Raw genomic sequence first — 25,603 nt, forward strand, 5'->3', positions numbered from 1 at the left:
CCGGGGCGCCTCGCGCGGGTGGGGGACCCGGCGAGGCGGAGACCTGTCCGGGTCAGGACACGGGGGAAGCGGTGCCGCACCAGCGGGTGGCGAGGACGGCGTAGGTGCGGGCCGCGAGCCAGACCTCGTCGAGGTCGACGTACTCGTCGTTGCCGTGGGCGACGCGCAGGTCGCCGGGGCCGAAGACGACGGACGGCACACCGGTGCGGGTGAACACGGTCGCGTCGCAGACGCCGTAGAGCCCGGTGTAGGAGGGCTGGTCGGAGAAGGCGGTGCCCTGGGCCGCGGTCCGGTACGCGCCGGCGACGGACTGGCTGATGCCGTCGTCGGGCGAGGTGACGAACGGGTCCCAGTTGAGCTTCCACTCGCAGTGCGGGCGGTGGTCGCGCAGCCACGGATCGGCGTCCGCCGCACGGTCGATGACGGCCTGGATCTCGGCCGTCACGTCCTCGGGTGAGCGCTCGGGGTGGTACATGACCCCGTACTCGATGGTGGCCGTGTCGGACAGGGCGAACGGGACGGTCAGGTCACCGGGGCCGCCGCGCATGGCACCGGGCAGCAGGGAGAAGTGGCCGTTGTACCAGAGGTCGTGGCGCTGGGTGCGGGCCCATTCGTCCTCCAGCGCGCGCAGCGCCCGGTAGACGAGGAAGACCTTGTCGATGGCGTTCACCCCGATCAGGTCGCCGGAGTGGGCGGGGTGGACGGTGGCGCCCCGCATGGAGCCGTGCACCTTCTTGCCCTCGACCGTGACGGAGAACCAGAGCAGTCCGGGGCTGGCGACCACGATCGACAGCGGCGTGGGCGGCGCGCTCGGCTCCGAGACGACCGCGGCGTCCGCGACGTACCCGCGCTCGACCACCGCGCCCGTCCCGCAGGCGTGGTCACCGGTCTCCTCGCCGACCACGCACTGCAGTTGAAGCTCTCCGCCGAGCTCGATCCCGGCCTCGCGCAGGGCGATCGCGGCATAGGCCTGGGCGACGAGCCCCGACTTCTGGTCGGTGGTCCCACGGCCGTACATCCGGGAGCCGATCACTTCGCCGGAGAACGGCGGGGCCTTGGCCCACCCGGCCGGATCCCCGCCGGGGACGACGTCCACATGGCCGTTGAAGATCAGTGAGTTCCCCCCGCCCTTGCCGCCGATCCGGCCGATGGCGTTGTCGCGCCCCTCCTCCACGGCGAAGACGTCCACGGACGCCCCGGCGCGGCGGTAGAGGTCGGTGAGGAGCGCGGTCGCCTCGCCTTCCCGGCCGACGTGGTCCTTGTACTCGATTCCCGGATACTTCGGGCTCACGGACGGGATCCGGACGAGTTCCTGCAGGCTCGCCGTCATCTCGTCGCGCAGTCCGTCGACGACGGACATCAGGCGGTTCAACCGGGCAGTTTCTTCGGGGGAGCTCATGACGCCTCCAGTGGCGCGCTCGGGAGGTGCGGCGCCCGCGACCGTCTCGGCGCCGGGCCTCGCCGCTTGGCCAGAATGAAACAGGCGATAGGTTTCACGTGTCAATAGCCGATTCCGAAACAGGCGTTACATTCACGGGCCGTCAAGGGCCGTGCGCGCGGCGTCGTTCGGGACCGGCCGCGCGCGTCTGACCATCCGTGATGACCGAGGGTCTCCAGGCGATCGCGCCCCGTGCGCGACACGCCGCGGCCGCCACTCCCGCACACCCCTTGAATGGAATGAATATTTCAGGTTAGCTCCATCCCATATCTCATGAATCCACAGTTTCGACCGCTCGCGCATCGGCGGTCGGGAAGGCGAGCCGGGATGAACCAGTACGACGAGGGCCGCGGGAGCACGGGCGACACGACGGGGGCGGCCGCGCCGGCCCCGTCGCGGACGGCGCGCGAGCACATCGAGCAGACGGAGCGCTTCGCCGCGCACAACTACCATCCGCTTCCCGTCGTCCTGGCCTCCGGGGACGGCGCGTGGGTGACCGACGTGGACGGGAACCGCTACCTCGACTGCCTGGCGGGCTACTCCGCCCTGAACTTCGGTCACCGCCCGGAGCGCCTGCTGCGGCGCGCCCACGAGCAGCTCGACCGGCTGGCCCTCACCAGCCGCGCCTTCTACAACGACCAGCTGGGCCCGTTCGCCGAGGCGCTCGCCCGGCTCACCGGGAAGGAGCGCGTCCTGCCGATGAACAGCGGCGCCGAGGCGGTGGAGACGGCCGTCAAGGTGAGCCGCAAGTGGGGCTACCTCGTGAAGGGCGTGGAGGCGGACCGGGCCACCGTCATCACGATGAGCGGCAACTTCCACGGGCGGACGACGACGATCGTCGGCTTCTCCGACGATCCGGTCGCCACCGACCACTACGGGCCGTTCACGCCCGGCTTCACGCGGGTGCCGTACGGCGACATCGGGGCGCTCGACGAGGCGATCGACGACACGGTGGTCGCGGTCCTCTTCGAGCCCGTGCAGGGCGAGGGCGGCGTGGTCGTCCCGCCGCCCGGGTTCCTGCGGGACCTGCGCGAACTCTGCACGCGGCGCGAGGTGCTGATGGTGGCCGACGAGATCCAGTCCGGCCTGGCCCGCACCGGCCGCACCTTCGCCTGTGACCACGAGGACGTCGTGCCGGACGTCTACGTCCTCGGCAAGGCCCTGGGCGGCGGCCTCTACCCGGTGTCCGCCGTGGCCGCCGACGACGACGTGCTCGGCGTCATCACCCCCGGCACCCACGGCTCGACGTTCGGCGGCAACCCCCTGGCGGCCGCGATCGGCCACGAGGTGGCCGCGATGCTGGCGACCGGGGAGTACCAGGAGCGCGCCCGGGTACTGGGCGAGCGGCTGGAGTCCGGTCTGCGGAAGCTGGTCGGCGCCGGTCTGCTGGCGGTGCGCGCCCGGGGGCTGTGGGCCGGAGTCGACATCGACCCCCGGCTGATGACCGGTCGCGAGGCGTGCGAGGGCCTCATGCGGCGCGGCGTCCTGGCCAAGGACACCCACGGATCGACCGTGCGGTTCGCCCCTCCCCTGGTGGCCACCGGGGACGAGATCGACCTGCTGGTGGACGCCCTGGCCGGCGTCCTCGCGCAGGCGCGGAGCTGACGGCTCGTCGACGGGCGGCGCCACGGGGGGGCGACCCGTGGCGCCGTCGCGTTCCCGGGGCGGTCCGGTGTAACGAACGTTTCAGCGCACCCTTCCTTGGTATTCTTGAAAGATGGAGACGATACCGGGGGGTCACGCGTCGGTGCGGAAGCTGCTGCTCTCCGCCATGGACGGACTCAGCAACGGCGAACGCAAGGTCGCCCGCGCGGTGCTGGCCCAGTACCCCACGGCCGGCCTCACCACCGTCGCGGACCTGGCCGCCGGCGCCGGCGTGAGTTCGGCGACGGTGGTCCGCTTCGCCACCCGGCTCGGCTTCGCCGGGTTCCCGGCCTTCCAGCGCGCCCTGGTCCACGAGTTGAACGGGGAACTGGGCTCCCCGTTGAAGCAGTACGCCGAGAAGGCGTCGGTCTCCGCGAAGGGGGTGCTGCCGGAGACGCGGCGGGCCTTCGCGCAACTGCTGGAGGCCACCTACGCGGAACTGCCGGAGTCGGAGTTCGCCACCCTCGTCAGACTGCTCGGCGACCCGGCCCGGAGCGTACGCGTGACCGGGGGCCGCTTCAGCCGGCTGCTCGCCGAGTACCTGGTCATCCACCTGTGGCAGCTGCGCGAGGACGTCGACGTGATCGGCCAGGAGGAGATGGAGCGCCGCAGGGCGCTCGCCGACGCCGACGCCAACACGGTGCTCCTCGTCCTCGACTACCGCCGCTACAGCGAGTCCAGCCTCCGCTTCAGCGAGGGAATGGCCGCCCGGGGCGCCACCGTGTGCCTGATGACGGACAACTGGCTCTCCCCCATCGCCAAGCTGGCCAAGGTCGTCCTCCCGGCACGGGTGGAGTCCGCCTCGCCGTTCGACTCCCTGGTGGCCGCGATGGCACTGAGCGAGAGCCTGGTGGCGGCGGTGACGGACGCCATGGGGGCGGCGGGCAGGGAGCGCATGGAACGGTTCGAGACGGCGTCCGAGCACGCCTGAACGGCCCGGGGCCGGGTCACCGCTGCCGCGGGTGACCCGGCCCCGGGCCGTCGGCGCGGCGGGCCGCTACCCGGCCGGTGCTCCCCGGGCGCCGGCACGCTCCTCCAGGGCGGCGGCCGTTCCGAGGTACGCCGCCATCAGAGCGGTGGCCAGCGCGCGCACGTCCCCGTCGTCGGGCAGGAAGCGCGAGGAGTGCAGCGGCTCGGACGTCCCCGTGCCGACGAACAGCATCGCCGAGGGCACCCGCTCGCAGAAGTAGGAGAAGTCGTCCGAGCCCAGCGAGCGCAGGTTCCCGGAGACCGGGAGCCCCCGGCGGTCCAGTTGGTGCGTGATGCTCCGCACCAGGGCCGGGTCGTTGTCGAGCACGGGTTCGCCGTGGGTGATGGTCACCGAAGCGGTGCAGGCGTGCGCCCGCGCGACGAACTCGGCGACCTCCGTGATCCGTCGGTGGACCAGTTCCCGGGTCGAGGAGGCCAGCGCCCGGACCGTGCCCGTCGCCCGCGCCGTGCCGGCGATCACGTTCGCGGCGTTGCCCGCCGAGAACGACGACACTCCCACGACGGCGGGCGCCATCGGGTCGACGGACCGGCTCACCACGCTCTGCAGCGCGACGACGATCTCGGACATCGCCAGCAGCGCGTCGTTCGTCAGATGCGGGTACGCGGCGTGTCCGGACCTGCCCCGCACGACGATCTCGAACTCGTCGGACGAACCGTTGACACCCCCCGCCGTGCACGCCACCTCGCCCCGGGCCAGCAGGGGCTGGACGTGGACGCCCACCATGGCGGCGCACCGCTCGGAGTCGAGCACGCCACTGGTGGTGATGTCCCGCGCCCCGGAGGGGTAGGTCTCCTCGCGCGGCTGCAGCACGGCGAGCAGCGGAACCGGAGGCCCCGTCTCGGCCAGGGCCCCCGCCACGGCGACGAGTGCGGCGAGGTGGGTGTCATGACCGCACGCGTGCATGACCCCCGGCCGCGCCGACGCCCAGGCGACACCGGTCTCCTCGGTGACGGGCAGTGCGTCCATCTCCCCGCGCACACCGATCGCCGGCCCCGGCCCGCCGATGCGCAGCACCGCGCCGGTCTCGGCCGTCTTGACCGCCGCGCCGGCGCCCGGCAGCGCGGCCAGCACCATGTCCCGGGTCGCCGCCTCGTCACCCGACAGATCGGGCTCGCGGTGCAGTCGGCGCCGCAGGTCGAGCGCCCCGGGGAGGTGCCGGTCCAGGGCGGACCACAGGGCCTCGTACGCGTCCGGGTCAGGCATGGGGCAGTCCGTAGAGGCGCTGCGCGTTGGTGCGTCCGATCATCGTCGCGACGCGGACGGCGTCGGCCTCGGACCACTCGCCCTCCTCGACCCAGCCTCCGAGCGCCCGGGACATGCCGCGCCGCCAGAGGACGGAGCCCAGGAGGTGGAGTTCGGGCGGCCCCCAGGCGTCGGAGGAGTACAGCACCTTGGTGAAGGGGGCCAGTTCGAGGCTCTCGGCGACGACGGCGGTGGAGGCGGCGCCCGTGTAGTTCACCCCCAGACCGACGTCGAAGTAGACGTGGGGGAACACCTGGGCGAGGAATCCCGCGTTGCGCTGGAACGGGTAGCAGTGCAGCAGCACGACATCGGTGCCGGTGCCCTCGATCTCCTTGAGCCAGGGCATCAGCAGCAGCGGGTCGCACCGTCGCAGATCCAGGTCGGGGTCGCCGTACCCGGCATGCAGTTGCAGGGGCAGACCGGTGTCCACTCCGGTCCACAGGGCCATCCGCAGCAGCACCGGGTCGGACACCCGGACGGGGGCGCCCGCCTCCAGTTCGCGCAGCCAGGCGCCGGCCGCGCGTTCCACCTCCTGGGCGGAGGGGCGGGCGGGGGCGAAGTCGAAGCCGTAGCGGTAGGCGATGATCGACTTCAGGCCGACCGCCGACGCGGTGGCATCGGCGAGCGCCGTCCGGAAGTCGTCGGCGAGGCGCGCGGCGCCGCTCGTCGGAGCGATGCCCTCCAGGACGGTCTCCAGGCGCACGATCTCGGAGAACCGGGCGGGCAGGCGCTCGGCGAGCGTGTCGGGCGAGAGCAGTTCGTCGCTCTTGAACCCGGTGTCCAACAACCAGTCGGAGACGCCGGCCGCGGCGAGGAAGAGGTCCGACAGCTCTTCCGGGGTGCGCTCGGAGCGCGCGGCCCAGTACGCGTCCGCCGACGCGTGCGGGGGCAGACCGAGGAGCGGTGCGCAGTGGCGGCGGATCGCGAACCCGATCTGGGAGTCGAACTGGGTGACCCCGGCCGGGATGGGGCGGTCCGACTCGGTGATCAGCGTCTCGAACCGCCCCCGGGTGACCGGCGAGGCGAGCGAGGCGTGGACGTGGTGGTCGATCAGCGGCAACGCGGCGATGTGGCGGCGCAGTTCGGCGGGCGTCGGCTCGGTGGACGTCGGCTCGGCGGGCATCGGCTCAGTAGACATCGGCGACCCGCCCGCACACGCCCCGCTCGTCCAGACCGGAGACCGCGGCCAGTTCCGACCGCTTCACCGAGCGGTGGGTCTCCAGCAGCTCGGCGGAGAACCAGCCGGACACCACCTCGTCCTTGTCCAGTTCGAGGAGGGCCTCCTCCAGGCCGCCGGGCAGGGAGGGGACGTCCGTGAGGTCCGCCTCCCCGGCCTCCTCGGGCCAGACCCGCGGCTGCGCGTAGTCCGCCGCCACTCCCCGCAGTCCGGCCCGCACCAGGACACCGAGGACCAGCCACGGGTTGGCGGTCGCGTCCGCGGCGCGGTACTCCAGGTTGAACTGGTCGGCGACGACGCCGCCGCCCAGGGTGCTCGTCGGGCAGATCCGCAGCAGGGCCTCCCGGTTGCGCTCGGCCAGGAACACCCCGCCGGAGCTCCAGCGGTTGGGCGTCAGGCGCAGGTACGAACTGGGGCTGCCCGCCGTGAACGAGAGCAGCGCGCGGGCGTGCCGGAGGATCCCCGCGCTGAACCGCCCGCCCAGCTCGGAGAGCCCGCCGGGGCGGGCGGCGTCGTACAGGACCGGCCGCCCGGTCGCCGCGTCACGCAGGGAGAGGTGGACGTGCACGCCGTTGCCGCTGCCGTCGGGGTGCGGCAGCGGCGCGAAGGTGGCCCGGTGTCCGTGCTGCGACGCCAGGTCGCGGACCACCTCCCGCAGGACCACCGCGCGGTCCGCGGCGGTCATGGCGTCGGAGGGGCGCAGGGTGATCTCGAACTGGTCGGTGCCGAATTCCGGCAGCCAGGTCTCCGGTTCGAGTCCCATCCGGTCCAGCAATGACACCAGCTCGCTGCCGAACGGCTCGGCGGACCGGAACCGGCCGAAGGAGAACGGGGCGCCGCTGCCGAGTCCGGGGATCATGAACTCGTGCTCGAAGGTGGCCACCACCTCCAGCCCGGTGGCACGCCGGAAGTCGTCGAGGGCCCTGCGGGCGAAGGTGCGCGGGCAGTTCTCCCACGGGGTGCCGTCCGGCAGCACCTGGTCGGCGAGATACAGCCGGACGCCCGGCACATCGCCGCGGGCGGGGATGTCCACGCCGGTGGACTCGGCCGGCAGCAGCTTCAGGTCGCCCGTCGAGCCGAACGGATTCGGCGCGAGCTCCCCGAAGGCCGTCACCGCGAGGTCGGCCGGGACCCAGCCCAGCCCGCGGCGCAGCACACCGTCGGCCGCGTTGCCCGGCGCGGCACGCCCGCGGGTGAATCCGGACAGGTCGTTGGTCGCCACGAACACCGTGGTTGAAGAACTCATGTCTACCTCTTCGATCGGGCCGCGTCGCCGCGCTGCGGGTGGGCGGGTACGCGGGCGGCCGCGGGAACATCGAGAGTTACAAACATTTCAGACATGGTCAAGAGCGCCAGGCTCGGAATCAATATTTCACCGATGCCCGGCGCTCCGAGCCGAGGTCCGTGCCGGGTGACGCGTCCGTACTCGCCGGAGTCCCGGGTGTCCGGCTCGGCCATGCGAGGAATGGCCGGACCGGACTCCTCACCTACGGCTTCACATCGAGGCGCACGAGGGCGCCGATCTCGACGAGCTGGTCCGGCAGCGCCAGGTCGGAAACGCCCATGACCGTGCTGGTGGGCCGGTGCTCCCCGAAGTACTCGGCGTGGAGGCGTGCCGTCGCGTCGAAGTTCTCGCGCAGGTTCCTCACCAGAACCGTGGTCTCCACTATCTGGCCGCGCTCGGCCCCGAACTGCTTCAGCACCAGGTCCAGGTTCTCCAGCGTGGTGCGGACCTGCAGTTCGAAGTCGTCGGCACCCACGAAAGTGCCGTCACGGTCATGAGACAGCTGCCCCGACACATAGACCGTGTCACCGACCTGAGCGGCCTGGCTGTAGCCGTACATCGATTCCCACGGCATGCCGAACCCGAACGCCTTCATCTGAGTACCCATGACTCACTCCCTTGGTACAGCCTGTGGGCCGCCACCTGCGGACAGGCCCCTTACGCAAGGAAGTTACGGGTTCAGATGAACCGTGATCGCCTGGCAGCGCCGTCGAAGTGTCCTTCGCGCGCACAGGATCGACGGCGGCGGGCCCCAGCCCGCCAGGGCTACGACGACGCGCTTGACGCAGGCAGGTCCCTCGGCTGGCCGAGTGCCTCGCGGGCGCGGTTGAGGTAGGCGCGGAAGGCGGTGCGCTCGCGGGCCGTGAAGCCCGTGAGCATCTCGTCCTCCAGGTCCCGGACGGCCGGGTCGTAGTGGGCCAGCAGGGTGCGGCCTTCCTCCGTCAGGCTGATGACGTGGCGGCGCCGGCTCGCCGGGTCCGGGGACCGGGCGATGAGGCCCCGCCGCTCCAGCGCGCCGACCAGGTCGGACATGGACTGCGGCCGGACGAAGGAGTTGCGGGCGAGCTCGGCCGAGGACATGCCGTCCCGGCGTTCGAGCACGGTCAGGGCGGTGTACTGGAGGGCGGTGACGCCCGCGGGCTTGAGCAGTTCGTCGAGCCGCGCCCGGGTGGCCAGCTCGACCTGCTTCACCGAGTACAGCAACGACGGCGGAGCGATGTCCGTCACAAGCCCTCCCCCATCATCAGGAAACCTGTCAAAAATTCTAGCCTCACCCCCTTGCCTACCGGCGAAACACTCTCCGATACTCAGGATTCCTGATAGTTGAGGAGCCCCTCTTGACCACGCTTTCCATCGACCGCCGCGACGGCGTCGCGATCCTCACGCTCCGCCGCCCGGCCAAGCGCAACGCCCTCGACGACGCCACCGTGCTGAGCGTCGAGCAGTTCTTCCGGACGCCGGGCGCGGACGTCCGGGCCGTCGTCCTGGACGCCGAGGGTGATCACTTCTCGGCCGGGCTCGACCTCGGTGAGCTGACCGAGCGGTCCACCGAGGAGGCGCTGGAGCACTCGCTCATGTGGCACCGCGTCTTCGACACCATCGAGGGCGGACGCCTCCCCGTGGTGGCCGCGCTCAAGGGCGCGGTGATCGGCGGCGGCCTGGAGCTGGCCGCCGCCGCGCACATCCGCGTGGCCGAGCCGTCCACCTTCTACGCGCTGCCCGAGGGACAGCGCGGACTCTTCGTCGGCGGTGGCGGCTCGGTCCGCATCCCCCGGCTGATCGGCGCCCACCGGATGGCGGACATGATGCTCACCGGCCGCGTCCTCGACGCCGCCGAGGGCCAGGCCGCCGGCCTCTCGCAGTACCTGACCGAGGAGGGCGGGGCGCGCGCCCGGGCCCTGGAGCTCGCGGAGCGGATCGCGGCCAACGCACCGCTGACCAACTTCGCCGTCCTCCAGGCGCTCCCCCGGATCGCCGAGGCCTCGCCCGCCGGCGGCCTGCTGCTCGAATCCCTCATGTCGGCCGTCGCGGCCGGCAGCCACGACGCCCAGGAGCGGATGCGGGCGTTCCTCGACGGCCGCGCCGCGAAGGTCGCCGCCGCACGCGGCCCCCACGGAAAGGACGCCCGATGAGCGAGATCCTCAGCACCCCCGGCCCCTCGGTCAGGGACGAATCGGAGATCGGCCGCTACCTCCGCTGGCTGGAGACTCAGCGGCAGCTGAGCTTCCCGGACTACGACAGCCTGTGGCGATGGTCCGTCACCGACCTGGACGGCTTCTGGTCGTCGGTCTGGGAGTTCTTCGACGTCCGCCCCCACACCCCGCCCACGGCCACCCTGGGCCGCAGGTCGATGCCGGACACCGAGTGGTTCCCCGGCGCGACCCTCAACTACGCCGAGCACGCGCTCGGCCGCGAGGAGGACCTCGACGCCGTCGCGGTCGTCGCCCGCTCCCAGACCCGGGCGCCGGTCGAACTGACCTTCGGCGAGCTCCGCGACCAGGTCGCCCGGGCCCGCGCCGGGCTGCTGCGCCTCGGGGTCCGCAAGGGCGACCGGGTCGTCGCCTACCTGCCGAACATCCCGGAGACGCTGGTCGCCTTCCTCGCCACCGCGAGCATCGGCGCGGTCTGGGCGGCCTGCGCCCCGGAGTTCGGCCCGCGCAGCGTGGTCGACCGGTTCGCCCAGCTCGAACCGAAGGTGCTGCTGACCGTCGCCGGCTACCGCTACGGGGAGCGGGACGTCGACCGCCGTACCGAGGTGGCCGAGATCGCCTCCCGGCTGCCCACCGTCGAACGGATCGTCCACGTCCCGTACGGACCGAACGCCCTCCCCGACGCGCTGGGCTGGACGGAGCTGCTGGCCGAACCCGCCGAACCGGCCTTCGAGCCCGTGCCGTTCAACCATCCGCTGTTCGTGCTCTTCTCCTCCGGCACCACCGGCATCCCCAAGGCGATCGTCCACCGGCACGGCGGGATCCTGCTGGAGCACCTGAAGAACAACGCGCTGAGCTGGGACCTCAAGCCGGGCGACCGGATGCTCTGGTTCAGCACGACCGCCTGGATGCTGTGGAACACCCTGGTCTCGGCGCTGCTCGTCCGCGCCTCGATCGTCATGATCGACGGCAATCCGGTCCACCCCGACCTGCGGGAGCAGTGGCGGATCGCGGAGGAGACGGGGACGACGCTGATGGGCGTGAGCCCCGGCTACCTCATGGCCTGCCGCAAGGCCGGGATCCGGCCCGCCGAGGAGTTCGACCTGTCGCGGCTGCGGCAGCTCGGCGCGGCGGGCAGCCCCCTCGCCGCCGACGGCTTCCGCTGGGTGGCCGAGCAGTTCGGGGACCAGGTCCTCCTCAACGTCGGCTGCGGCGGCACCGACGTCTGCACCGGGATCCTCCAGGGCAGCCCGCTCCAGACCGTGCGCGCCGGAGAGATCTCCGGCCCCTGTCTCGGGGTCGCCGCGTACGCCTACGACGGCGAGGGCCGACGGGTCGTCGGCGAGCTGGGCGAGCTGGTGATCACCGAGCCGATGCCGTCGATGCCCGTCGGCTTCTGGGGCGACACCGACGGCTCCCGCTACCGGGCCGCGTACTTCGAGGAGTACCCGGGCGTGTGGCGGCACGGCGACTGGGTCCGGTTCGCGCCCGAGGGCCACTGCGTCGTCGCCGGACGCTCCGACGCCACCCTCAACCGGGGCGGGGTCCGGCTCGGCACCGCCGAGTTCTACGCCGTCGTCGAGGACCTTCCCGAGATCGAGGACAGTCTCGTCGTCCACATCGAGGACCCCGAGGGCGGCAACGGGGAGCTGCTGCTCTTCGTCTCCGGCCCCGCGGAGCTGGACGACGCCCTCCGTGCGAGGATCGCCCGCGCGCTGCGGTCGGCGCTGTCACCGCGGCACGTCCCGGACGTCATCGAGCGGGTGCCGGCCGTCCCGCGCAACCGCACCGGCAAGAAGCTGGAGGTGCCGGTCAAGCGGATCCTGCTCGGCGAGCGTTCCGAGTCCGTCGCCAGTGCGGACGTCCTCGCCGACCCGCGTTCCCTCGACCCCTTCGTCGCGTACGCCGCCAGGCGGGCCGCCGGTGCCGCGCGCGGGAGTGAACGCGGGAGTGCGTCGTGAGGGTCGCCGTCGTCGGTACCGGAGTCATCGGGGCGTCCTGGACCACGCTCTTCCTGTTGCACGGGCACGAGGTCGTCGCCGCCGATCCCGCGCCCGGCGCGGAGGAGCGGCTCCGGGCGGCCGTCGCCGCCGACCAGCGCCGGCTGTCGTTCACGTCCGACCTCGCCGAGGCCGTCGCGAACGCCGACTTCGTCCAGGAGAACGGCCCGGAGCGTGCCGACCTGAAGGACGAGCTCTTCACCGTCCTCGACGCCGCCGCCCCGCCGGGGACGATCCTGGCGAGCAGCTCCTCCGGGCTGCCGCCGTCGCGGATCCAGCGGGCCTGCACGGCCCATCCCGAACGGGTCCTCGTGGGGCACCCGTTCAACCCGCCCCACCTCATCCCGCTGGTCGAGGTCGTACCGGGCGAGCGGACCGATGAGGCCGTCGTCGAGGAGGCGATGCGCTTCTACCGCAGCCTGGGCCGCCGTCCGATCCGGCTGCGCCAGGAACTGCCCGGCCATGTCGCGAACCGCCTCCAGGCAGCGCTCTGGCGGGAGGCGTACTCCCTGGTCGAGCGCGGCGCGGCGAGCGTCGCCGACATCGACGCGGCCATCGCCCACGGCCCCGGCCTGCGCTGGGCGCTGCTCGGCCCCTTCCTCAACCAGCACCTCTCGGGCGGCCCGGGCGGCATCGCGCACGTCCTGGAGCACCTCGGCCCGCCCATGGAGGAGTGGTGGGCCGACCTCGGCACCCCGCGCCTCACGCCCGATCTGACGCGCGCGATAGCCGAAGGCGTCAACGACGAGCTGGCCGGCGCCGCCGAGGCCGACCTCGTCGCGGAACGCGACGCCCTCCTCTCCCTCCTCCTCGACGCCAAGAACCGGACCGACCACCTGTGAGCACTCCGATGAACCCCGCCGACGCGATCGCCATCGACTTCCACGTCCACGTGGAGCAGGACGCCCACGGCCGTCTCGCGCTCGACGCGGAACTGATGGACGCCTCGGCCGCCTACTTCAAGTCCGGCCAGGACCGCACACCGACCGTGGAACGCCTGGCCGCGTACTACCGCGAGCGCCGCACGGCCGCCGTGATCTTCACGGTGGACGCCACCACGGGCCTGGGTCACCCCGCCCTGTCCAGCGAGGAGATCGCCGAGGCGGCCGCCGCCCACCGCGACGTCCTCATCCCGTTCGGCTCGGTCGACCCGCACCGGCCGGACGCCGTCGCCCGGGCCCGCTCGCTCGTCCTCGACCACGGCGTCCGCGGCTTCAAGTTCCACCCGAGCCTCCAGGCGTTCGCGCCGAACGACCGTGAGCACTACCCGCTCTACGAGGCGATCCAGGAACTGGGCGTCCCCGCCCTGTTCCACACCGGGCAGACCGGAATCGGCGCCGGCCTGCCGGGCGGGCGCGGCATCAAGCTGCGCTGGTCCGACCCGATGCTCCTGGACGACGTCGCCGCCGACTTCCCCGGCCTGACGATCGTCCTGGCGCACCCGTCCGTGCCCTGGCAGGACGAGGCGATCTCCGTCGCCACGCACAAGGCCAACGTGTACATCGACCTGTCGGGGTGGTCGCCGAAGTACTTCCCGCCGCAGCTCGTGAAGGCCGCCGGCTCCTTCCTCCGGCACAAGGTGCTGTTCGGCTCGGACTTCCCCGTCGTCACGCCCGATCGCTGGCTGGCGGACTTCGACACCCTCGGCATCAAGCCGGAGGTCCGCCCCCTGATCCTCAAGGAGAACGCCGCCCGTATCCTCGGCCTCTGACGACCCGCACGTGCCTGGTTCCTGCCGGGCCGACATCGTTCGGCCGGAACCACGGAATCCGGGCGCGGGTCGGACAGCGGGGTTTCCGGGAACCGCTCGGAACGGGATCGCGCCCCCGAGCCACCCGGAGGCCCTGCTGTCCGGCGCGGAAACCGCCATGGTCACCCGATCGGGACCACCGTTCGATCGTCAGCCTTCGAGATCGGTACGGGCGGCAGCCGTTGACGTGCCGGGATGCTCCGGCAGGGCGAGCCAGTCCGACCAGGAGATCTCGCGGCCGAGGAAACGCGGCCGCTCGAACGGCCAGTCGGCGGCGATCCACCGCGGCACCAGCGCGTCGAGGGCCTGCTCGACCCTGCCGCCCACCAGCTCGTCCACCACCCACCAGGAGACCTCGCCGTCCGCGCCGGCCCGCTCCGGCGGGTCGATGTAGACACAGCCGAGCAGAGCCGTCTCCGCCGCGTCGAACAGCGCGTAGTTGAAGGACTGGTGCGCGGCGATCTCCTTCTCGTGCCGCAACAGGTCGGCCTGGTCGCCCTCGTAGGTCATGGTGGCCGCGGGCCAGCCCCAGGCCGGGCCGAAGATGGTCCACAGCCGCTCGCGCGAACCCATCACGGCCGGATAGTCGAGCCGGGTGTCCGCCTCCCGGATCGGCCGCAGGTGATGGCCACCGCCCGGCAGCGGTACCAGGACGGGGTGGACGAAGTCATCGGGAAGCCAGCTCATGGCGCCCGACCGTAGCAGCGCGCGGCCGTCCGCTCCGCTGGATTTTCCCCGGTACACCGCCAGGCCCCGCTCCCATCCCGGGCACGGCCGACGGCCACCGCGTCACCAGGGCCGGCGGTGCAGGGCCATGTGGACGGTGTCCATGGCCTGGATCAGCGCGGCGCGGCTGCTCCCGGTGGGGTGGAGCGCACCGATCAGCAGGAAGCCGTGCGTCACCCCCTGGTAGCGGGTCGACACCACGGGGACGCCGGCCGCGCGGAGCCTGGCGGCGTAGGCCTCGCCCTCGTCCCGCAGCACATCGGCCTCCGCGGTGACCACGAGGGCCGGAGGAAGGCCGGCCAGCTGTTCCAAGGGGGCCCGCAGGGGCGCCGCGGTGGCCTCCGTCCGGCGGGACGCGTCGGGCAGGTAGTCGTCCCAGAACCGGCGCATGTGCTCGCGGTGCAGGAAGTAGCCCGTCGCGAACCGGTGGTAGGACGCGGTGTCGAAGTCCGCGTCGGTCACCGGGCAGAGCAGCACCTGGTGCAGCAGCCGCACGTCCCCGCGGCGGCGCGCGAGCAGCGTCACGGCCGCCACCAGGTTGGCGCCCGCGGAGTCGCCGACGGCGGTGATCCGGTCCCCCGCCAGTCCGATCGCGCGGCCGTGCTCGTGGATCCAGCGGGCCACCGCGTAGCACTGCTCGACGGCCACCGGATAGCGCGCCGCGGGCGCCCGGTCGTAGTCCACGTACACGACGACGGCGTCCGCCCCGAGGGCGAAGTCCCGCACCATCCGCGCGTAGCAGGCGGCGTCGCCGAGCGACCAGCCCAGACCCGGCAGGAAGAGCACCACGGGGGTCGGCTCGGAGGTGCCGGTGGGCCTGGTCACCTGGACGCGCACCCGACCGGTCGGCCCGCAGGGCAGGACGAGCCACTCCGTCTCGGTGCCGTACGGATCGTCCAACTCCCCGTCGGCGTCCGGGTTGACGCTCGACAGACTGTCGAGGGCGAGGAAGGAGAGGTCCGGCGGTTCCGTCGCCGCCGCTCCGGTCCGGGCGTCCAGGAACTCCTGGAGCTCCCGGTCGAGCACCAGTCTTCGGGCCCGATGGGGCGTGGGGTCGGACAATCTTCGCTCCTGGCGTGATCGGGAAGGCGCTGCACGCGGCACGTGGCCCGGGTGCCCACCCGGACCGCACCGGACGGAAGGTCATCCTCCGACGCCACGAGCACGCCACGAGTACGCCACGAGCACGCCACCCGACGCTACTGCCGGGAGCCGGGCCCAGTGGTCTGATCGTGCACGGATTCTATGCGGGGGTGAGCGGCGCGTCATCCGCCGCCGGCCGGCGGCGCACCCCGGGGTCCGGGTTCCCCACTGCTGCGCGGGCCGGGCCGTCCGAACCGTGGTGCGATCATGCGCTGCGGGGCAAGCCCCGGTGCACGGGGAGCACACCCACGGGGGGGTCAGGAGGGCCGACGGCCGTCGGCCGGTGCGGCGTAGGCCTGCCACTCCCGGGGCGAGATCCCGTAGGCGTCGCGGAAGGCGCGGCTGAAGTGGGAGTGGCTGACGAACCCCCACCGGTGCGCGACAGTGGCCACACCGGTCGGTCGGCGGGACGGCCGCTCCAGTTCCCGGCGGCAGGCGTCCAGCCGACGCTGCCGCACCCACTGGCCCACGGTCGTCCCGTCCTGCTGGAACAGCTTGTGCAGGTACCGCACCGAGATGTGCTGCGACCGGGCGATCGACTCCGGCGTCAGGCCGGGGTCGGCGAGGTTCTCCTCGATGTGGGCGCGGATCCGCGCCAGCAGCCGCGCCGAACCGCTCGGATCCTCCGGAGCCTCCCGCTCCATCAGCTCGGCGACCAGGATCGCGAGGATGTCGGAGGTGCTGCGCGCGAGGTAGTCGCCCGGCCGGGCCCGGTGCGCCCGCGTCCGGGTGGCGAGGGTCCGCAGGAGCCGCGAGGCGAGCGACCCGACTCCCTCGCTCCCCCGCACCACCAGCCCGCCCGTCCGTCGGACGTCGTCGCGGCGCACGCCGAGATAGAAGCACGGGACGCGGTACCGGACCATCCGGCACCCGGCGTCCCTCAACAGGCCCGCCGGATGCGGGGAGGTGCTGATCAGCAGGTCCCCGGGAATCAGCACCGTGCTGCCGCCGTGGCGCCGGACGAGGGCCGAACCGTCGACGTGCAGGACGACGTAGAGGCAGTCCCCGGGGTCGACGCCGGGAGGCGCGGAGAGGATGTCGATGCAGCCTTCGGCGTCCCGGAGGTGCTCGTTCGCGGGGAGGGGAGAGGGTCCCGACAGGATCACGAGGGGCTCCGATCGGTTTCGTGGGGTGCTGGGTCAGGGGACGGCCGCCCACCACGCCGGTGGTCACGATCGTCCCGGCGCCATTCATACAAATACGGAAACAGGTCGACAAACGTTCAAACCCACCGTTTCCGCAGCACGAAGCGGTCCGGACGGGCCGGCGCCATGGGCGGCGCCCGCCCGTCGGACACGTCCGGGGGCTCGTGGAATCGCCGACGGAGCAAGGGCGTTCAGCCCCGGGCGGCACGACGGCGGCAACCGGAGCGGCACGACGGCGGAGCGGCTCCGTTCCGCCTCCTTCGGCCGCCGAACGGTGCGCGGACCCGCACGTCGCGGTGCGCCGCCGGAACATCGGCCCCGACACCGCTTCCCGTGATGCCCCGCGAAGCCCCGCGTCACCCTTGCCCACGGACGGCGTACCCTCGGGTAGCCACGACCGGCGGCAGGGCGGGACCGTCCCCGGACACGGGCGGGACCAGGCCCAGGCAAGGCCAGGCAAGGCAAGGCAGGCCCGGGCGGGACCGGGCTCGGGCAGGGCGAGTGCGAACGGGAAGGCGTCAATGGCAGGGTCGGGCGGTCCGCTGTCCCGCAGTGGCCTCCGCGGGCGGGAGGCCGAGCTCGAAGAGCTCCAGACGCTGATCACCTCGGTGGCCCGTACCGGAAGCGGCGGGTTGGCCCTGATCCAGGGGGAACCCGGCATCGGGAAGACCACCCTGCTCGCCGAGGCCGTCTCCAGGGCGAGGGCGGCGGGCTTCTCGGTCGGCCTCGGCAAGGCCGACGAACTGCACCACATCGTGCCGCTGTCCTCCCTGGCCACCAGCCTCCTCCAGGGCGACCCGCCGTTGCTGTCCGGCGACACCTTCGGCGACCTCGCCCGCCATCACGACCAGCGGATCTGGCTGGTGGAACGTCTGGCGGAGGCGATCGAGGCCAGGGCCGGCAGCACGCCGGTGCTGATCTGCCTGGACGACGTGCAGTGGGCCGACGCGCTCAGCCGGTTCGCCCTGCAGCAGCTCCCGACCCGCCTGCGGACCTCGCCGGTCCTCTGGATCCTGACCGGGCGGCGGGAGCCCTCCGGACCGGCGGAGGAGGTCCTCGCCGCCGCGACCGGCAGCCTGCCGACGATCACGGTGCCCCTGGGCCCGCTGTCCGGCGCGGCCATCGGCCAGTTGGCCGACGACACCCTCGGCACAGCGGTCGACGCCTGGGTGCGCGACCTGCTCGACGGCGCCGGCGGGAACCCGTTCCTGGCCGTCGAGATGCTGGCCGGGCTGCGGACCGTCGACACCTCGACGGAGGTCATGCCCGCCAGGCTCGTGGTGGGCGTCCGCGGCCGCCTCAAGTCCCTGCGGCCGGACACGCTGCGCTTCCTCCAGATGGGAGCGGTACTCGGACGCCGGTTCGGCTTCGACGACGCCGCCGCGCTCTGCGACCGGCCCGCCGCCGCGCTGATCCCGGCCCTTGAGGAGGCCGTGCGGGCCGGGCTCCTGGACGACGACGGCGAGCAGCTGGTCTTCCGGCACGACCTGCTGCGCCAGGCGGTCTACGCCGACATCCCGCCCTCGGCCCGGAAGGCCCTGCACCGCGAGGCGGCGCACCGCCTCGTCGCCGCCGGCCGGCCGCCGGCCGACGCGGTGCCGCACCTCCTTCGGGGCTCGCTGCCCGGGGACGAGGAGGCGGTGACGCTGCTGCGGCGGGCGGCCGACGACGTGCTGCCGGTCACACCGGGCCTGGCCGCCGATCTCATCACGCGCGCCCTCGACCTGGCGCCGGGCCCGGGGCCGCTGAGGTTCTCCGTGGGCGAGCAGGCGATCCTCACCCTGACCCGGGCCGGCCGGAACCGGGAGGCGCTGTCGGCGGGCGACCGGCTGCTGGCCGACCGTCCGCCGCTGGAGGTGTTCGGCCGGCTCCAGGCCGCCCTCGGCGGGACGCTGTGGACCATGGACCTCACCGAGGAGCTGCGCCGCCGCACCGAAGCCGCCCTCGGCGTGGGCGGCGCCACCCCGGAGGTCCGCGCGCGGCTGGCGGCCCTGCGCGCCCTGGCGCTGTCCCGGGGCCGTGATCTCACCGCCGCGCGCGAGGCCGGCGAGGGCGCGCTGCGCGACGCCACCGCGGCCGGGGACCGCGAGGCCCACGTGCTGGCCCTTTCCGGGCTCGGCGAGATCGCGCTGAACGCGGGTGAGAACGCGCTCGCGCTGGCGCGCTTCGCCGCGCTGAGCGCCATCGACTCCGTGTTCCTCCCCGAGGAGATCGTCGCGCACCTGCACCTGGACGACTTCGGATCCGCCGAACGCCTGCTCCCGCGGGCGGCGGAGAAGGCCGGGACGACGCGTCAGGCCATGCTGCTCTGGGCGCAGGGCCAGCACGACCTGGGCCTCGGCCGGCTCGACGACGCCGATGCCGGCTTCGCGACCATGGAACGCCTGGAGAACGAGGTGGGGATCCCCGTCCAGCAGGTGAACGGCCGCGTGATCCGCTCGCGGACCGCCCTGCTGCGCGGCGACCGGGAAGCGGCGCGGGAGCACCTGGCGGCGGCGCGGGAAGGGCTCGCGGTCAGACCGAACCCGGGCAACACGGCCGCGGTCCGCTTCCTGGAGGCCGTCCACGCCGAGGCCGAGGGGGACACCGGGCTCGCCGTCGACCGGATCCGCCAGGTCCAGCGGGAGGGGTCCTTCATGCGCTGGCGGCTGCTGCGGGACTGGGTCGACTCCGCGGTCCGGATGTCCCTGCGCGACGGGAACCGCGAGCTCGCCGAGGACCTCGCCGCGCAGGCCGAGGCCCATGCCGAACGCAATCCGTCCGTGCCGACCGCCACCGGCGTCGCGGCACAGGCCCGCGGGCTCGTCCGGAACGATCCCGCCCTGCTCGAACACTCCGTGGAGCTGCTCTCGGCGAGCCCTCGCCCGCTGGCCCGGGCCGCCGCGTACGCCGACCTCGGCCGGGTGTTCCTGGCGGCGGGCCGCAAGGACCGGGCGGTGGCCGCGCTGGCCCACGCGCGCGGCGCGTTCGCCGAGGCGGGCGCCCATGCCGCGGCGGCACACCAGCAGCGCGCGCTCGAAGGCGCCGGGTCCGGTGGCCGCCGGGCGGCCGGAGCAGCGCGTCCCGTCCAGGGCTGGGGTTCCCTCACCGCCTCCGAGGAGAAGGTCGCCCGCCTCATCGCCGAGGGCCACACCAACCGGTCGGCCGCCGACGCGCTGGTGGTGTCCCCGCACACCGTCAACACCCATCTGACGTCCGTGTTCCGCAAGCTCTCGATCAGCTCCCGGGTCCAACTCGCCAACCTGGTCAGGTCCTTGCCCGTCCACTGAGCAGGACCGGCCAGGACCGGCCGACACGGGTCGGCGCGGGTCGGTACGGGTCGGTACGGGTCGGCCGGCCCGGGTTGGTACGTTCACGCGATGCCCGGACGCACCCGGACCCGCTTGGCTGGACGTCCACTCCCCAGCCCAGTCGAAGGTCACCGGCATGCACAGCGCCACCCCCGTTCGACCGACCGTCGTCCTGGTGCACGGGGCGTTCACCGACGCCTCGTGCTGGGCGGGCGTCGCCGAGCGGCTCCACGCCGCCGGACTGGCCGTGCGCGCCCCCGCGAACCCGCTGCGCGGTCTGGAGCAGGACGCGGCACACCTCGGGCAGGTGCTGCGGGACGTCGGCGGCCCCGTCGTGCTGGTCGGACACGGCTACGGCGGCGCGGTCGTCACCCACGCGGCGACCGGGGCCGAGAACGTCGTGGCCCTGTGCTACGCCGCCGCGTTCGGCCTCGACGCCGGCGAGTGCGTCCTGGACATCGCGAACCGCTTCGCGCCCTCGCCCGTGTCCGACGCGACCGTCACCACGGTCCTTCCCGGCGGCCGCGAAAGCGGGCTGCGGATCCGCGAGGAACACTTCCTCCACGTGTACGCCGCCGACCTGCCGCCGGCGGCCGCGCGGGCGCTGTCCGCGGCGCAGCGCCCGATCGCCTCCGGTGCGCTGACCGCCGGATCGGGCCCGCCGGCCTGGGCGTCCAGACCGTGCTGGTACGCCATCGCGACCGCCGACCGCATGCTCAACCCCGCCGCCCAGCGCTTCATGGCCCAGCGGATGGCGGCCACCGAGTACCTGCTGGACGCCTCGCACGCCGTGCTGCTGTCCCGGCCCGACGCCGTGGCGGTGATGATCCGGGAGGCCGTCGAGCGCACCGGCGACGAGGGTCCGCGGCACGGCCTCCGGACACCCGGCGCCGACGGGGAGGCGGGGGGTGTTTAAATGGCGTTCTAACGGAAGAGTCCGGTTGGGCCGTTTTGACGGCACTCCGCTCCTCGTCCCTCCCCACGCACGACCGACCCCCGTCACCCCGTCACCCCGTCACCCCGTGAAGGCACCAGCATGATGTCACCGGCCAGACCGTCGGTGCGGCGGATCGCCGCCCTCCTGACCGGAACCGTCGTCCTGGCGCCGGCCCTCGCCGGGTGCGGTGACAGCACCGGCTCCCGGTCCGCCGAGGGCGAGGTCACCTCGATCACCGCGCTCGACTACTACACCGACGCGACCGAGCACGCCCAGTGGGGCGAACTGCTCGACGCGTGCGGCCGGACCGCCGGTGTGAAGGTCGAGCAGACCAGCGTCCCGGGGGCGTCCCTCATCCCCAAGGTCCTCCAGCAGACCTCGTCGCGGACCCTGCCCGATCTGCTGATGCTCGACAACCCCGACCTGCAGCAGATCGCCCAGACCGGCGCGCTGGCCCCGCTGGACGAGTTCGGCATCGACGCCGACGGGTTCGCCGAGGGCATCCGGGAGGCGGGCAGCTACCAGGGAAAGGTGTACGGACTGGCCCCCAACGTCAGCACCGTCGCCCTCGTCTACAACAAGGACATGCTCGCCGAGGCCGGAGTCGCCGTGCCGAGGACCTGGGACGAGCTGAAGGCGGCCGCCGCCGCGCTGACCCGTCCCGGGCGCTACGGCATGGCGGTCGACGCGAACGCGACCTTCGAGGGCACCTGGCAGTTCCTGCCCTTCCTGTGGTCCAACGGCGGCGACGAGCGGCAGCTGGACTCCCCCCAGGCCGCTGAGGCGCTCCAGCTCTGGGTCGACCTGGTGAACAGCGGGTCGATGTCGAAGTCCGTGCTGAACTGGACGCAGGCCGACGTCCACGACCAGTTCGTCGCCGGGAAGACCGCCATGATGATCAACGGCCCGTGGCGGATCCCGGCCCTGAACCAGCAGACGGGCCTGCGGTGGGACGTGGCGCCCGTGCCCGTCCCCCGGCTGGGCCAGACCCCCGTCACCCCGCTCGGCGGCGAGGTGTGGACGGTCCCCAAGGGCGCGTCCAAGGCGCGGCAGGAGAAGGCCGCTCAGGTCCTCGCCTGCCTGAACAGCCCCTCGAACATGCTCACCGCGGCCGAGGACCACTTCACCGTTCCCTCCCGCACCGCGGTGGCCGCCCAGTACGCCGCGCGGACCCCGTCGATGACCGCCTTCGCCACGAGCGTGGAATCGGCGCGCGCCCGGACCGCCGAGCTCGGCGTCAAGTGGCCCGGCGCCGCCACGGCGATCTACACCGCGGTCCAGTCCGCGCTGACGGGTCAGCGGACCCCGGAGGAAGCCCTCAGGCATGCGCAGCGGCTCGCGACCGGCAACTGAACGCTTCCCGGCGCGGCTCGGGGAGCGGGCGGCGCGGTGGATGTTCATCGCGCCGGCCGCGACCTACCTGGTGCTGTTCTTCGGCGGCCCGCTCGTCAGGAACATCGTGATGAGCTTCCAGGAGTACACGGTCACGAGCTTCCACACGGGTGACGCGCCGTTCGTCGGGCTGCGGAACTACACGGGGGTCCTCTCCTCGGAGCAGTTCCCCGGGACCCTGCTGACCACGGTCCTGTTCACCGTCGGTTCGGTCCTGGGGCAGTTCGCGCTCGGTCTGGCCTTCGCTCTGTTCTTCCGGCGCCGCTTCCCGCTCAACGGCGTGCTGCGCTCGCTCCTGCTGCTTCCGTGGCTGCTGCCGCTGGTCGCCTCCGGAACCGTCTGGCGGTGGATGCTCGACACCGACGCGGGCGCCGTCAACACGGTGCTGCGCGGCCTGCACCTCTCGTCCACCGGCGTCCCCTGGCTCACCGGTACCTCGCAGGCGCTGGTGTCGGTGATCATCGTCAACATCTGGGTCGGCGTCCCCTTCAACACCGCGCTCCTGTACGGCGGCCTGCGGGAGATCCCCACCCAGCTGTACGAGGCGGCGAAGCTGGACGGCGCCGGGCCGCCGGCCGTGTTCCGCCACATCACCTGGCCACTGCTGCGGCCCGTGGCGGGCGTCGTGCTGGTGCTGGGCGTGGTCTACACGCTCAAGGTGCTGGACATCGTTCTCGTGGTGACGGGCGGCGGACCCGCCAACGCCACCGAGACCCTCGCCACCCAGTCCTACGAGCTGTCCTTCCGGCAGTTCGACTTCGGACGCGGTGCCGCGATGAGCAACCTGCTCATGGTCCTGTCGTTCGTGTTCGCCCTCGTCCACCTGCGCACCGGCCGACGCGCCAGGACCGCCGGGGAGGGGACCTCGTGACGCGCGCGCCCGGCCGCCGCGGCCGGCTGTCCACCCTCGTCGGAACCGCCCTGATCGCGGTGATGCTCTTCCCCGTCTACTGGATGGTGAACGCCTCCCTCCAGCCGGCCGGCAGCACGGTGCGGGGAGGCTGGTTCCCGCTCGACCCCGACTTCGGCGGATACGCCACCGCCCTGCGCGACCAAGGGCCCAACCTCGTCACCAGCCTCGTCGTGTCCCTCGGCAGTGTGGCGCTCAGCCTCGCGCTCGCCGCGCCGGCGGCCTACGCCCTGGCCCGGTTCCGGCTGCGCGGGACGAGGCTCGTGCTCCTCGGCGTCCTGGTCACCCAGATGGTGCCGGGCATCGTCGTGGCCAACGCGCTCTACGACGCCTACAACGACCTGGGACTCCTGAACACCCGCCTCGGGCTGGTCCTCGCCGACTCCACCGCGGGGATCCCCTTCGCCATCCTCGTCCTGCACGCGTTCATGCGGAACATCCCCGGGGAGATCATCGAGGCCGCGCGCGTGGACGGCGCCGGCCCGCTGCGGATCTTCCGCTCCGTGGTGCTGCCCCTGAGCAGGAACGCCCTGATCACGGCCGCCGTCTTCATCTTCCTCTTCGCCTGGGGCGACCTCCTCTTCGCCCTCACCCTGACCACCACCGACGCGGTCCGGCCGGTCACCCTGGGCGTCTACCAGTACCTCGGCGCCCACACGACCCAGTGGAACTCCGTCATGGCCACCGCGGTCCTGGCCTCCGTTCCCGCCGCCGTGCTGCTCGTCCTCGCCCAGCGCCACCTCGCCGGCGCCGCCACCGACGGCGCCCTGAAGTGAGGGGCGGCCCGGACCGGCCCGGTCCGCTCCCCGATCTAGTAGGTTCACGCGATGTCCCGCCGGCGACCGGCTGGCAGGGTGGTGTTCCGGAAGGCACACCAGCGGAAGGAAGGGAGCCGATGGCACCCGGCGTTCAGGACGTCAAGGAGGGGAGCGCGTCCCTCTCCACCGCGTCCCTCTCCACCGCGCCCCTGTCCACCTCCGACCGGGCGGAGGTCTGGCACGACGCGGTGTCCCACACCTTCGTGCCGATGACGGTGCGCCTCCTCGAAGAGGAGCCGTCCCCTGGAACGATCGTCAGCCACCAGGTGGGCCCGGTGCGGATATCGAGGATCGAGGCGGGACCGCAGGTGGTCACGCGCGGCCCGCGCATGATCGCCGCCGGTGGGCCTCCGTCGCTCATCCTGAGCCTCCAGGAGCGCGGCACCTCGCTCAAGGAACAGGACGGGCGGGAGTCGCTCATCCGGCCGGGCGAGTTCTCCTTCACCGATTCGTCCCGCGTCTTCCGGAAGAAGATCGACGAGGACTTCACCTTCACCTCCTTCCACTTCCCCCGCGCGGAACTGGACGTGTCGGAGAAGGCACTGCGGGGCCTGACCGCGACGGCCTTCAGCCGCGCCGAGGGCAGCGCCGCGCTCCTGGCGACCTATCTGACCCAGATGGCGCGCGAGGCGAAGCGGTTGGACGCGGGCGTCGGCCGCCGGGCCGCGGCGACGGCGCTCGACCTGCTGGCACTGCTCGTCGACGACCGGAGCGGGCAGTCACGGCCCCAGGAATCGCAGAGCGCGGCCTCGCTGGAGCGGGTCAAGGACTACATCCTGCGCAACCTCCGCGATCCCGACCTCTCGCCGTCCATGATCGCCGAGGCGAACTACATGTCGCTCCGCTTCCTCCACAAGCTGTTCCAGCGGGAGGGCGTCACCCTCGGCACCTGGATCCGCACCCAGCGACTGGAGCGCTGCAGCCGGGACCTCCTGCGGCCGATGGCCGAAGAGCTCGGCGTGGCGGGCATCGCCCGGCGCTGGGGCTTCGCCAACTCCAGCCACTTCAGCCGCACCTTCCGCGAGGCGTACGGCGTGTCCCCCCGCGACTGGCAGGTCTGCGGCAGGCCGACGGACTGACGGAAGACCGCCCGAGTCCCTCGGCGGGTGCCACGTCGCCGAATCGGCCCGCGTCGTCCTTCCCTCGTCCGGCCCCCGGTGGCCGGCGCCGCCGGCCCAGCCCAGCGGCCGCACCGCCGCGGGAGGAGAATCGGGACATAGCCAACAAACCTCCCCATAGTCGCCGGCCCCTCGACAATCACCCTCCTTGGAGGTGAACCTGTCAGGTATCCGGCCGCGTGGATACGTCTGTAGGGCGGCGACTGCAGAGTCGCCTTACATCCACTCAGCCATCCGGCAACGAAAGGGAGATCCCATGATGAAGATCCTGTTCGCCATCCGTGACGCGTCCTTCGCCAAGAAGAGCCTGAAGGCCAGCGCTTGGTACGTCTGGTACTAAACCGGCCGACCGGTAGCTCCGGTACCTGAACAGCTGATCCGCCTCCGCCCCCGCCCCCTCGCGGCCTCCGCCGGGAGATCGGGTCCGGGGCGGGGGCGGAGACCGGC

Annotated in this window: 22 protein-coding genes; 13 read left to right on the top strand and 9 right to left on the bottom strand. The window is 72.8% G+C overall.

What is annotated here, in order from left to right; all coding sequences use genetic code 11:
* Window positions 1–52: 52 nt before the first annotated feature.
* Window positions 53–1,399 carry a M20 family metallopeptidase gene (locus ABD308_RS13750; RefSeq protein ID WP_344333190.1) on the bottom strand — a complete coding sequence of 449 codons (1,347 nt, stop codon included), beginning with the start codon at window positions 1,397–1,399 and terminating at the stop codon, window positions 53–55.
* 366 nt (window positions 1,400–1,765) lie between these two features.
* On the opposite strand from ABD308_RS13750, the gene rocD reads away from it, so the two are divergent.
* Together rocD and ABD308_RS13760 are read left to right on the top strand one after the other, a co-directional pair.
* Entirely contained in the window at window positions 1,766–3,043 is a 1,278-nt protein-coding gene (gene rocD, locus ABD308_RS13755) for an ornithine--oxo-acid transaminase (protein ID WP_344333194.1), read from the top strand.
* Between the two features lie 112 nt (window positions 3,044–3,155).
* Window positions 3,156–4,013 carry a MurR/RpiR family transcriptional regulator gene (locus ABD308_RS13760; protein WP_344333198.1) on the top strand — a complete coding sequence of 286 codons (858 nt, stop codon included), beginning with the start codon at window positions 3,156–3,158 and terminating at the stop codon, window positions 4,011–4,013.
* A 66-nt stretch (window positions 4,014–4,079) separates the two neighbouring features.
* Here the strand turns inward: ABD308_RS13760 and ABD308_RS13765 are convergent, their stop codons facing one another.
* The 5 genes from ABD308_RS13765 to ABD308_RS13785 all read right to left on the bottom strand — a co-directional run bounded on the left by ABD308_RS13765 (window position 4,080) and on the right by ABD308_RS13785 (window position 9,004).
* Window positions 4,080–5,276, bottom strand: a complete 1,197-nt coding sequence (locus tag ABD308_RS13765; RefSeq protein ID WP_344333201.1) for a M20 metallopeptidase family protein — start codon at window positions 5,274–5,276, stop codon at window positions 4,080–4,082.
* Window positions 5,269–6,438 (bottom strand): amidohydrolase family protein, encoded by a 1,170-nt coding sequence (locus ABD308_RS13770; RefSeq protein ID WP_344333204.1) that lies wholly within the window; start codon window positions 6,436–6,438, stop codon window positions 5,269–5,271. The genes ABD308_RS13765 and ABD308_RS13770 overlap by 8 nt, the downstream gene beginning before the upstream one ends.
* A 4-nt stretch (window positions 6,439–6,442) precedes the next feature.
* Window positions 6,443–7,738 carry a type I glutamate--ammonia ligase gene (locus ABD308_RS13775; RefSeq protein WP_344333207.1) on the bottom strand — a complete coding sequence of 432 codons (1,296 nt, stop codon included), beginning with the start codon at window positions 7,736–7,738 and terminating at the stop codon, window positions 6,443–6,445.
* A 241-nt stretch (window positions 7,739–7,979) separates the two neighbouring features.
* Window positions 7,980–8,384, bottom strand: a complete 405-nt coding sequence (locus ABD308_RS13780) for a RidA family protein (protein ID WP_344333218.1) — start codon at window positions 8,382–8,384, stop codon at window positions 7,980–7,982.
* A 158-nt stretch (window positions 8,385–8,542) separates the two neighbouring features.
* On the bottom strand, window positions 8,543–9,004 hold the full coding sequence (locus ABD308_RS13785; protein WP_344333222.1) for a MarR family winged helix-turn-helix transcriptional regulator: 462 nt from the start codon (window positions 9,002–9,004) through the stop codon (window positions 8,543–8,545).
* A gap of 110 nt (window positions 9,005–9,114) precedes the next feature.
* Here ABD308_RS13785 and ABD308_RS13790 point away from each other — a divergent pair, with 110 nt between their 5' ends.
* The 4 genes from ABD308_RS13790 to ABD308_RS13805 are packed head-to-tail and all read left to right on the top strand — an operon-like array spanning window position 9,115 to window position 13,638.
* Window positions 9,115–9,909: a crotonase/enoyl-CoA hydratase family protein gene (locus tag ABD308_RS13790; RefSeq protein ID WP_344333226.1), complete on the top strand. Its 795-nt coding sequence runs from the start codon at window positions 9,115–9,117 to the stop codon at window positions 9,907–9,909.
* Window positions 9,906–11,888, top strand: coding sequence for an acetoacetate--CoA ligase (locus tag ABD308_RS13795; RefSeq protein WP_344333228.1), 1,983 nt, complete (start codon window positions 9,906–9,908; stop codon window positions 11,886–11,888). Before ABD308_RS13790 ends, ABD308_RS13795 begins: the two co-directional genes overlap by 4 nt.
* Window positions 11,885–12,769, top strand: coding sequence for a 3-hydroxyacyl-CoA dehydrogenase NAD-binding domain-containing protein (locus tag ABD308_RS13800; protein ID WP_344333230.1), 885 nt, complete (start codon window positions 11,885–11,887; stop codon window positions 12,767–12,769). The genes ABD308_RS13795 and ABD308_RS13800 overlap by 4 nt, the downstream gene beginning before the upstream one ends.
* A gap of 8 nt (window positions 12,770–12,777) precedes the next feature.
* Window positions 12,778–13,638 carry an amidohydrolase family protein gene (locus tag ABD308_RS13805; protein ID WP_344333327.1) on the top strand — a complete coding sequence of 287 codons (861 nt, stop codon included), beginning with the start codon at window positions 12,778–12,780 and terminating at the stop codon, window positions 13,636–13,638.
* 189 nt (window positions 13,639–13,827) lie between these two features.
* On the opposite strand, the gene ABD308_RS13810 is transcribed toward ABD308_RS13805, so the two are convergent.
* The 3 genes from ABD308_RS13810 to ABD308_RS13820 form a co-directional block, all read right to left on the bottom strand.
* Window positions 13,828–14,364 carry a GNAT family N-acetyltransferase gene (locus ABD308_RS13810; RefSeq protein ID WP_344333235.1) on the bottom strand — a complete coding sequence of 179 codons (537 nt, stop codon included), beginning with the start codon at window positions 14,362–14,364 and terminating at the stop codon, window positions 13,828–13,830.
* A 102-nt stretch (window positions 14,365–14,466) separates the two neighbouring features.
* Window positions 14,467–15,465 (bottom strand): alpha/beta hydrolase, encoded by a 999-nt coding sequence (locus ABD308_RS13815; protein WP_344333238.1) that lies wholly within the window; start codon window positions 15,463–15,465, stop codon window positions 14,467–14,469.
* Window positions 15,466–15,803: 338 nt separating this feature from the next.
* Window positions 15,804–16,652, bottom strand: a complete 849-nt coding sequence (locus tag ABD308_RS13820) for a helix-turn-helix domain-containing protein (protein WP_344333240.1) — start codon at window positions 16,650–16,652, stop codon at window positions 15,804–15,806.
* 560 nt (window positions 16,653–17,212) lie between these two features.
* Between ABD308_RS13820 and ABD308_RS13825 the strand changes: the two genes are divergently transcribed.
* The 7 genes from ABD308_RS13825 (at window position 17,213) to ABD308_RS39680 (ending at window position 25,496) form a co-directional block, all read left to right on the top strand.
* Window positions 17,213–19,960, top strand: coding sequence for a helix-turn-helix transcriptional regulator (locus ABD308_RS13825; protein ID WP_344333245.1), 2,748 nt, complete (start codon window positions 17,213–17,215; stop codon window positions 19,958–19,960).
* Window positions 19,961–20,117: 157 nt separating this feature from the next.
* Complete coding sequence (locus tag ABD308_RS13830) at window positions 20,118–20,897, top strand: alpha/beta fold hydrolase (protein WP_344333250.1); 780 nt, start codon at window positions 20,118–20,120, stop codon at window positions 20,895–20,897.
* 120 nt (window positions 20,898–21,017) lie between these two features.
* Window positions 21,018–22,271 carry a sugar ABC transporter substrate-binding protein gene (locus ABD308_RS13835; protein ID WP_344333253.1) on the top strand — a complete coding sequence of 418 codons (1,254 nt, stop codon included), beginning with the start codon at window positions 21,018–21,020 and terminating at the stop codon, window positions 22,269–22,271.
* Window positions 22,272–22,311: 40 nt separating this feature from the next.
* Window positions 22,312–23,181, top strand: coding sequence for a carbohydrate ABC transporter permease (locus ABD308_RS13840; protein WP_344333256.1), 870 nt, complete (start codon window positions 22,312–22,314; stop codon window positions 23,179–23,181).
* A gap of 62 nt (window positions 23,182–23,243) precedes the next feature.
* Complete coding sequence (locus ABD308_RS13845; protein WP_344333330.1) at window positions 23,244–23,996, top strand: carbohydrate ABC transporter permease; 753 nt, start codon at window positions 23,244–23,246, stop codon at window positions 23,994–23,996.
* Between the two features lie 119 nt (window positions 23,997–24,115).
* Window positions 24,116–25,117 (top strand): AraC-like ligand-binding domain-containing protein, encoded by a 1,002-nt coding sequence (locus tag ABD308_RS13850; RefSeq protein ID WP_344333260.1) that lies wholly within the window; start codon window positions 24,116–24,118, stop codon window positions 25,115–25,117.
* Window positions 25,118–25,415: 298 nt separating this feature from the next.
* Window positions 25,416–25,496 (top strand): tryptorubin family RiPP precursor, encoded by an 81-nt coding sequence (locus tag ABD308_RS39680; RefSeq protein ID WP_355252482.1) that lies wholly within the window; start codon window positions 25,416–25,418, stop codon window positions 25,494–25,496.
* Window positions 25,497–25,603 lie beyond the last annotated feature (107 nt).

It is taken from the genome of Kitasatospora putterlickiae (genome assembly GCF_039527695.1).
In the GTDB taxonomy this organism is placed as follows: Bacteria; Actinomycetota; Actinomycetes; order Streptomycetales; family Streptomycetaceae; genus Kitasatospora; species Kitasatospora putterlickiae.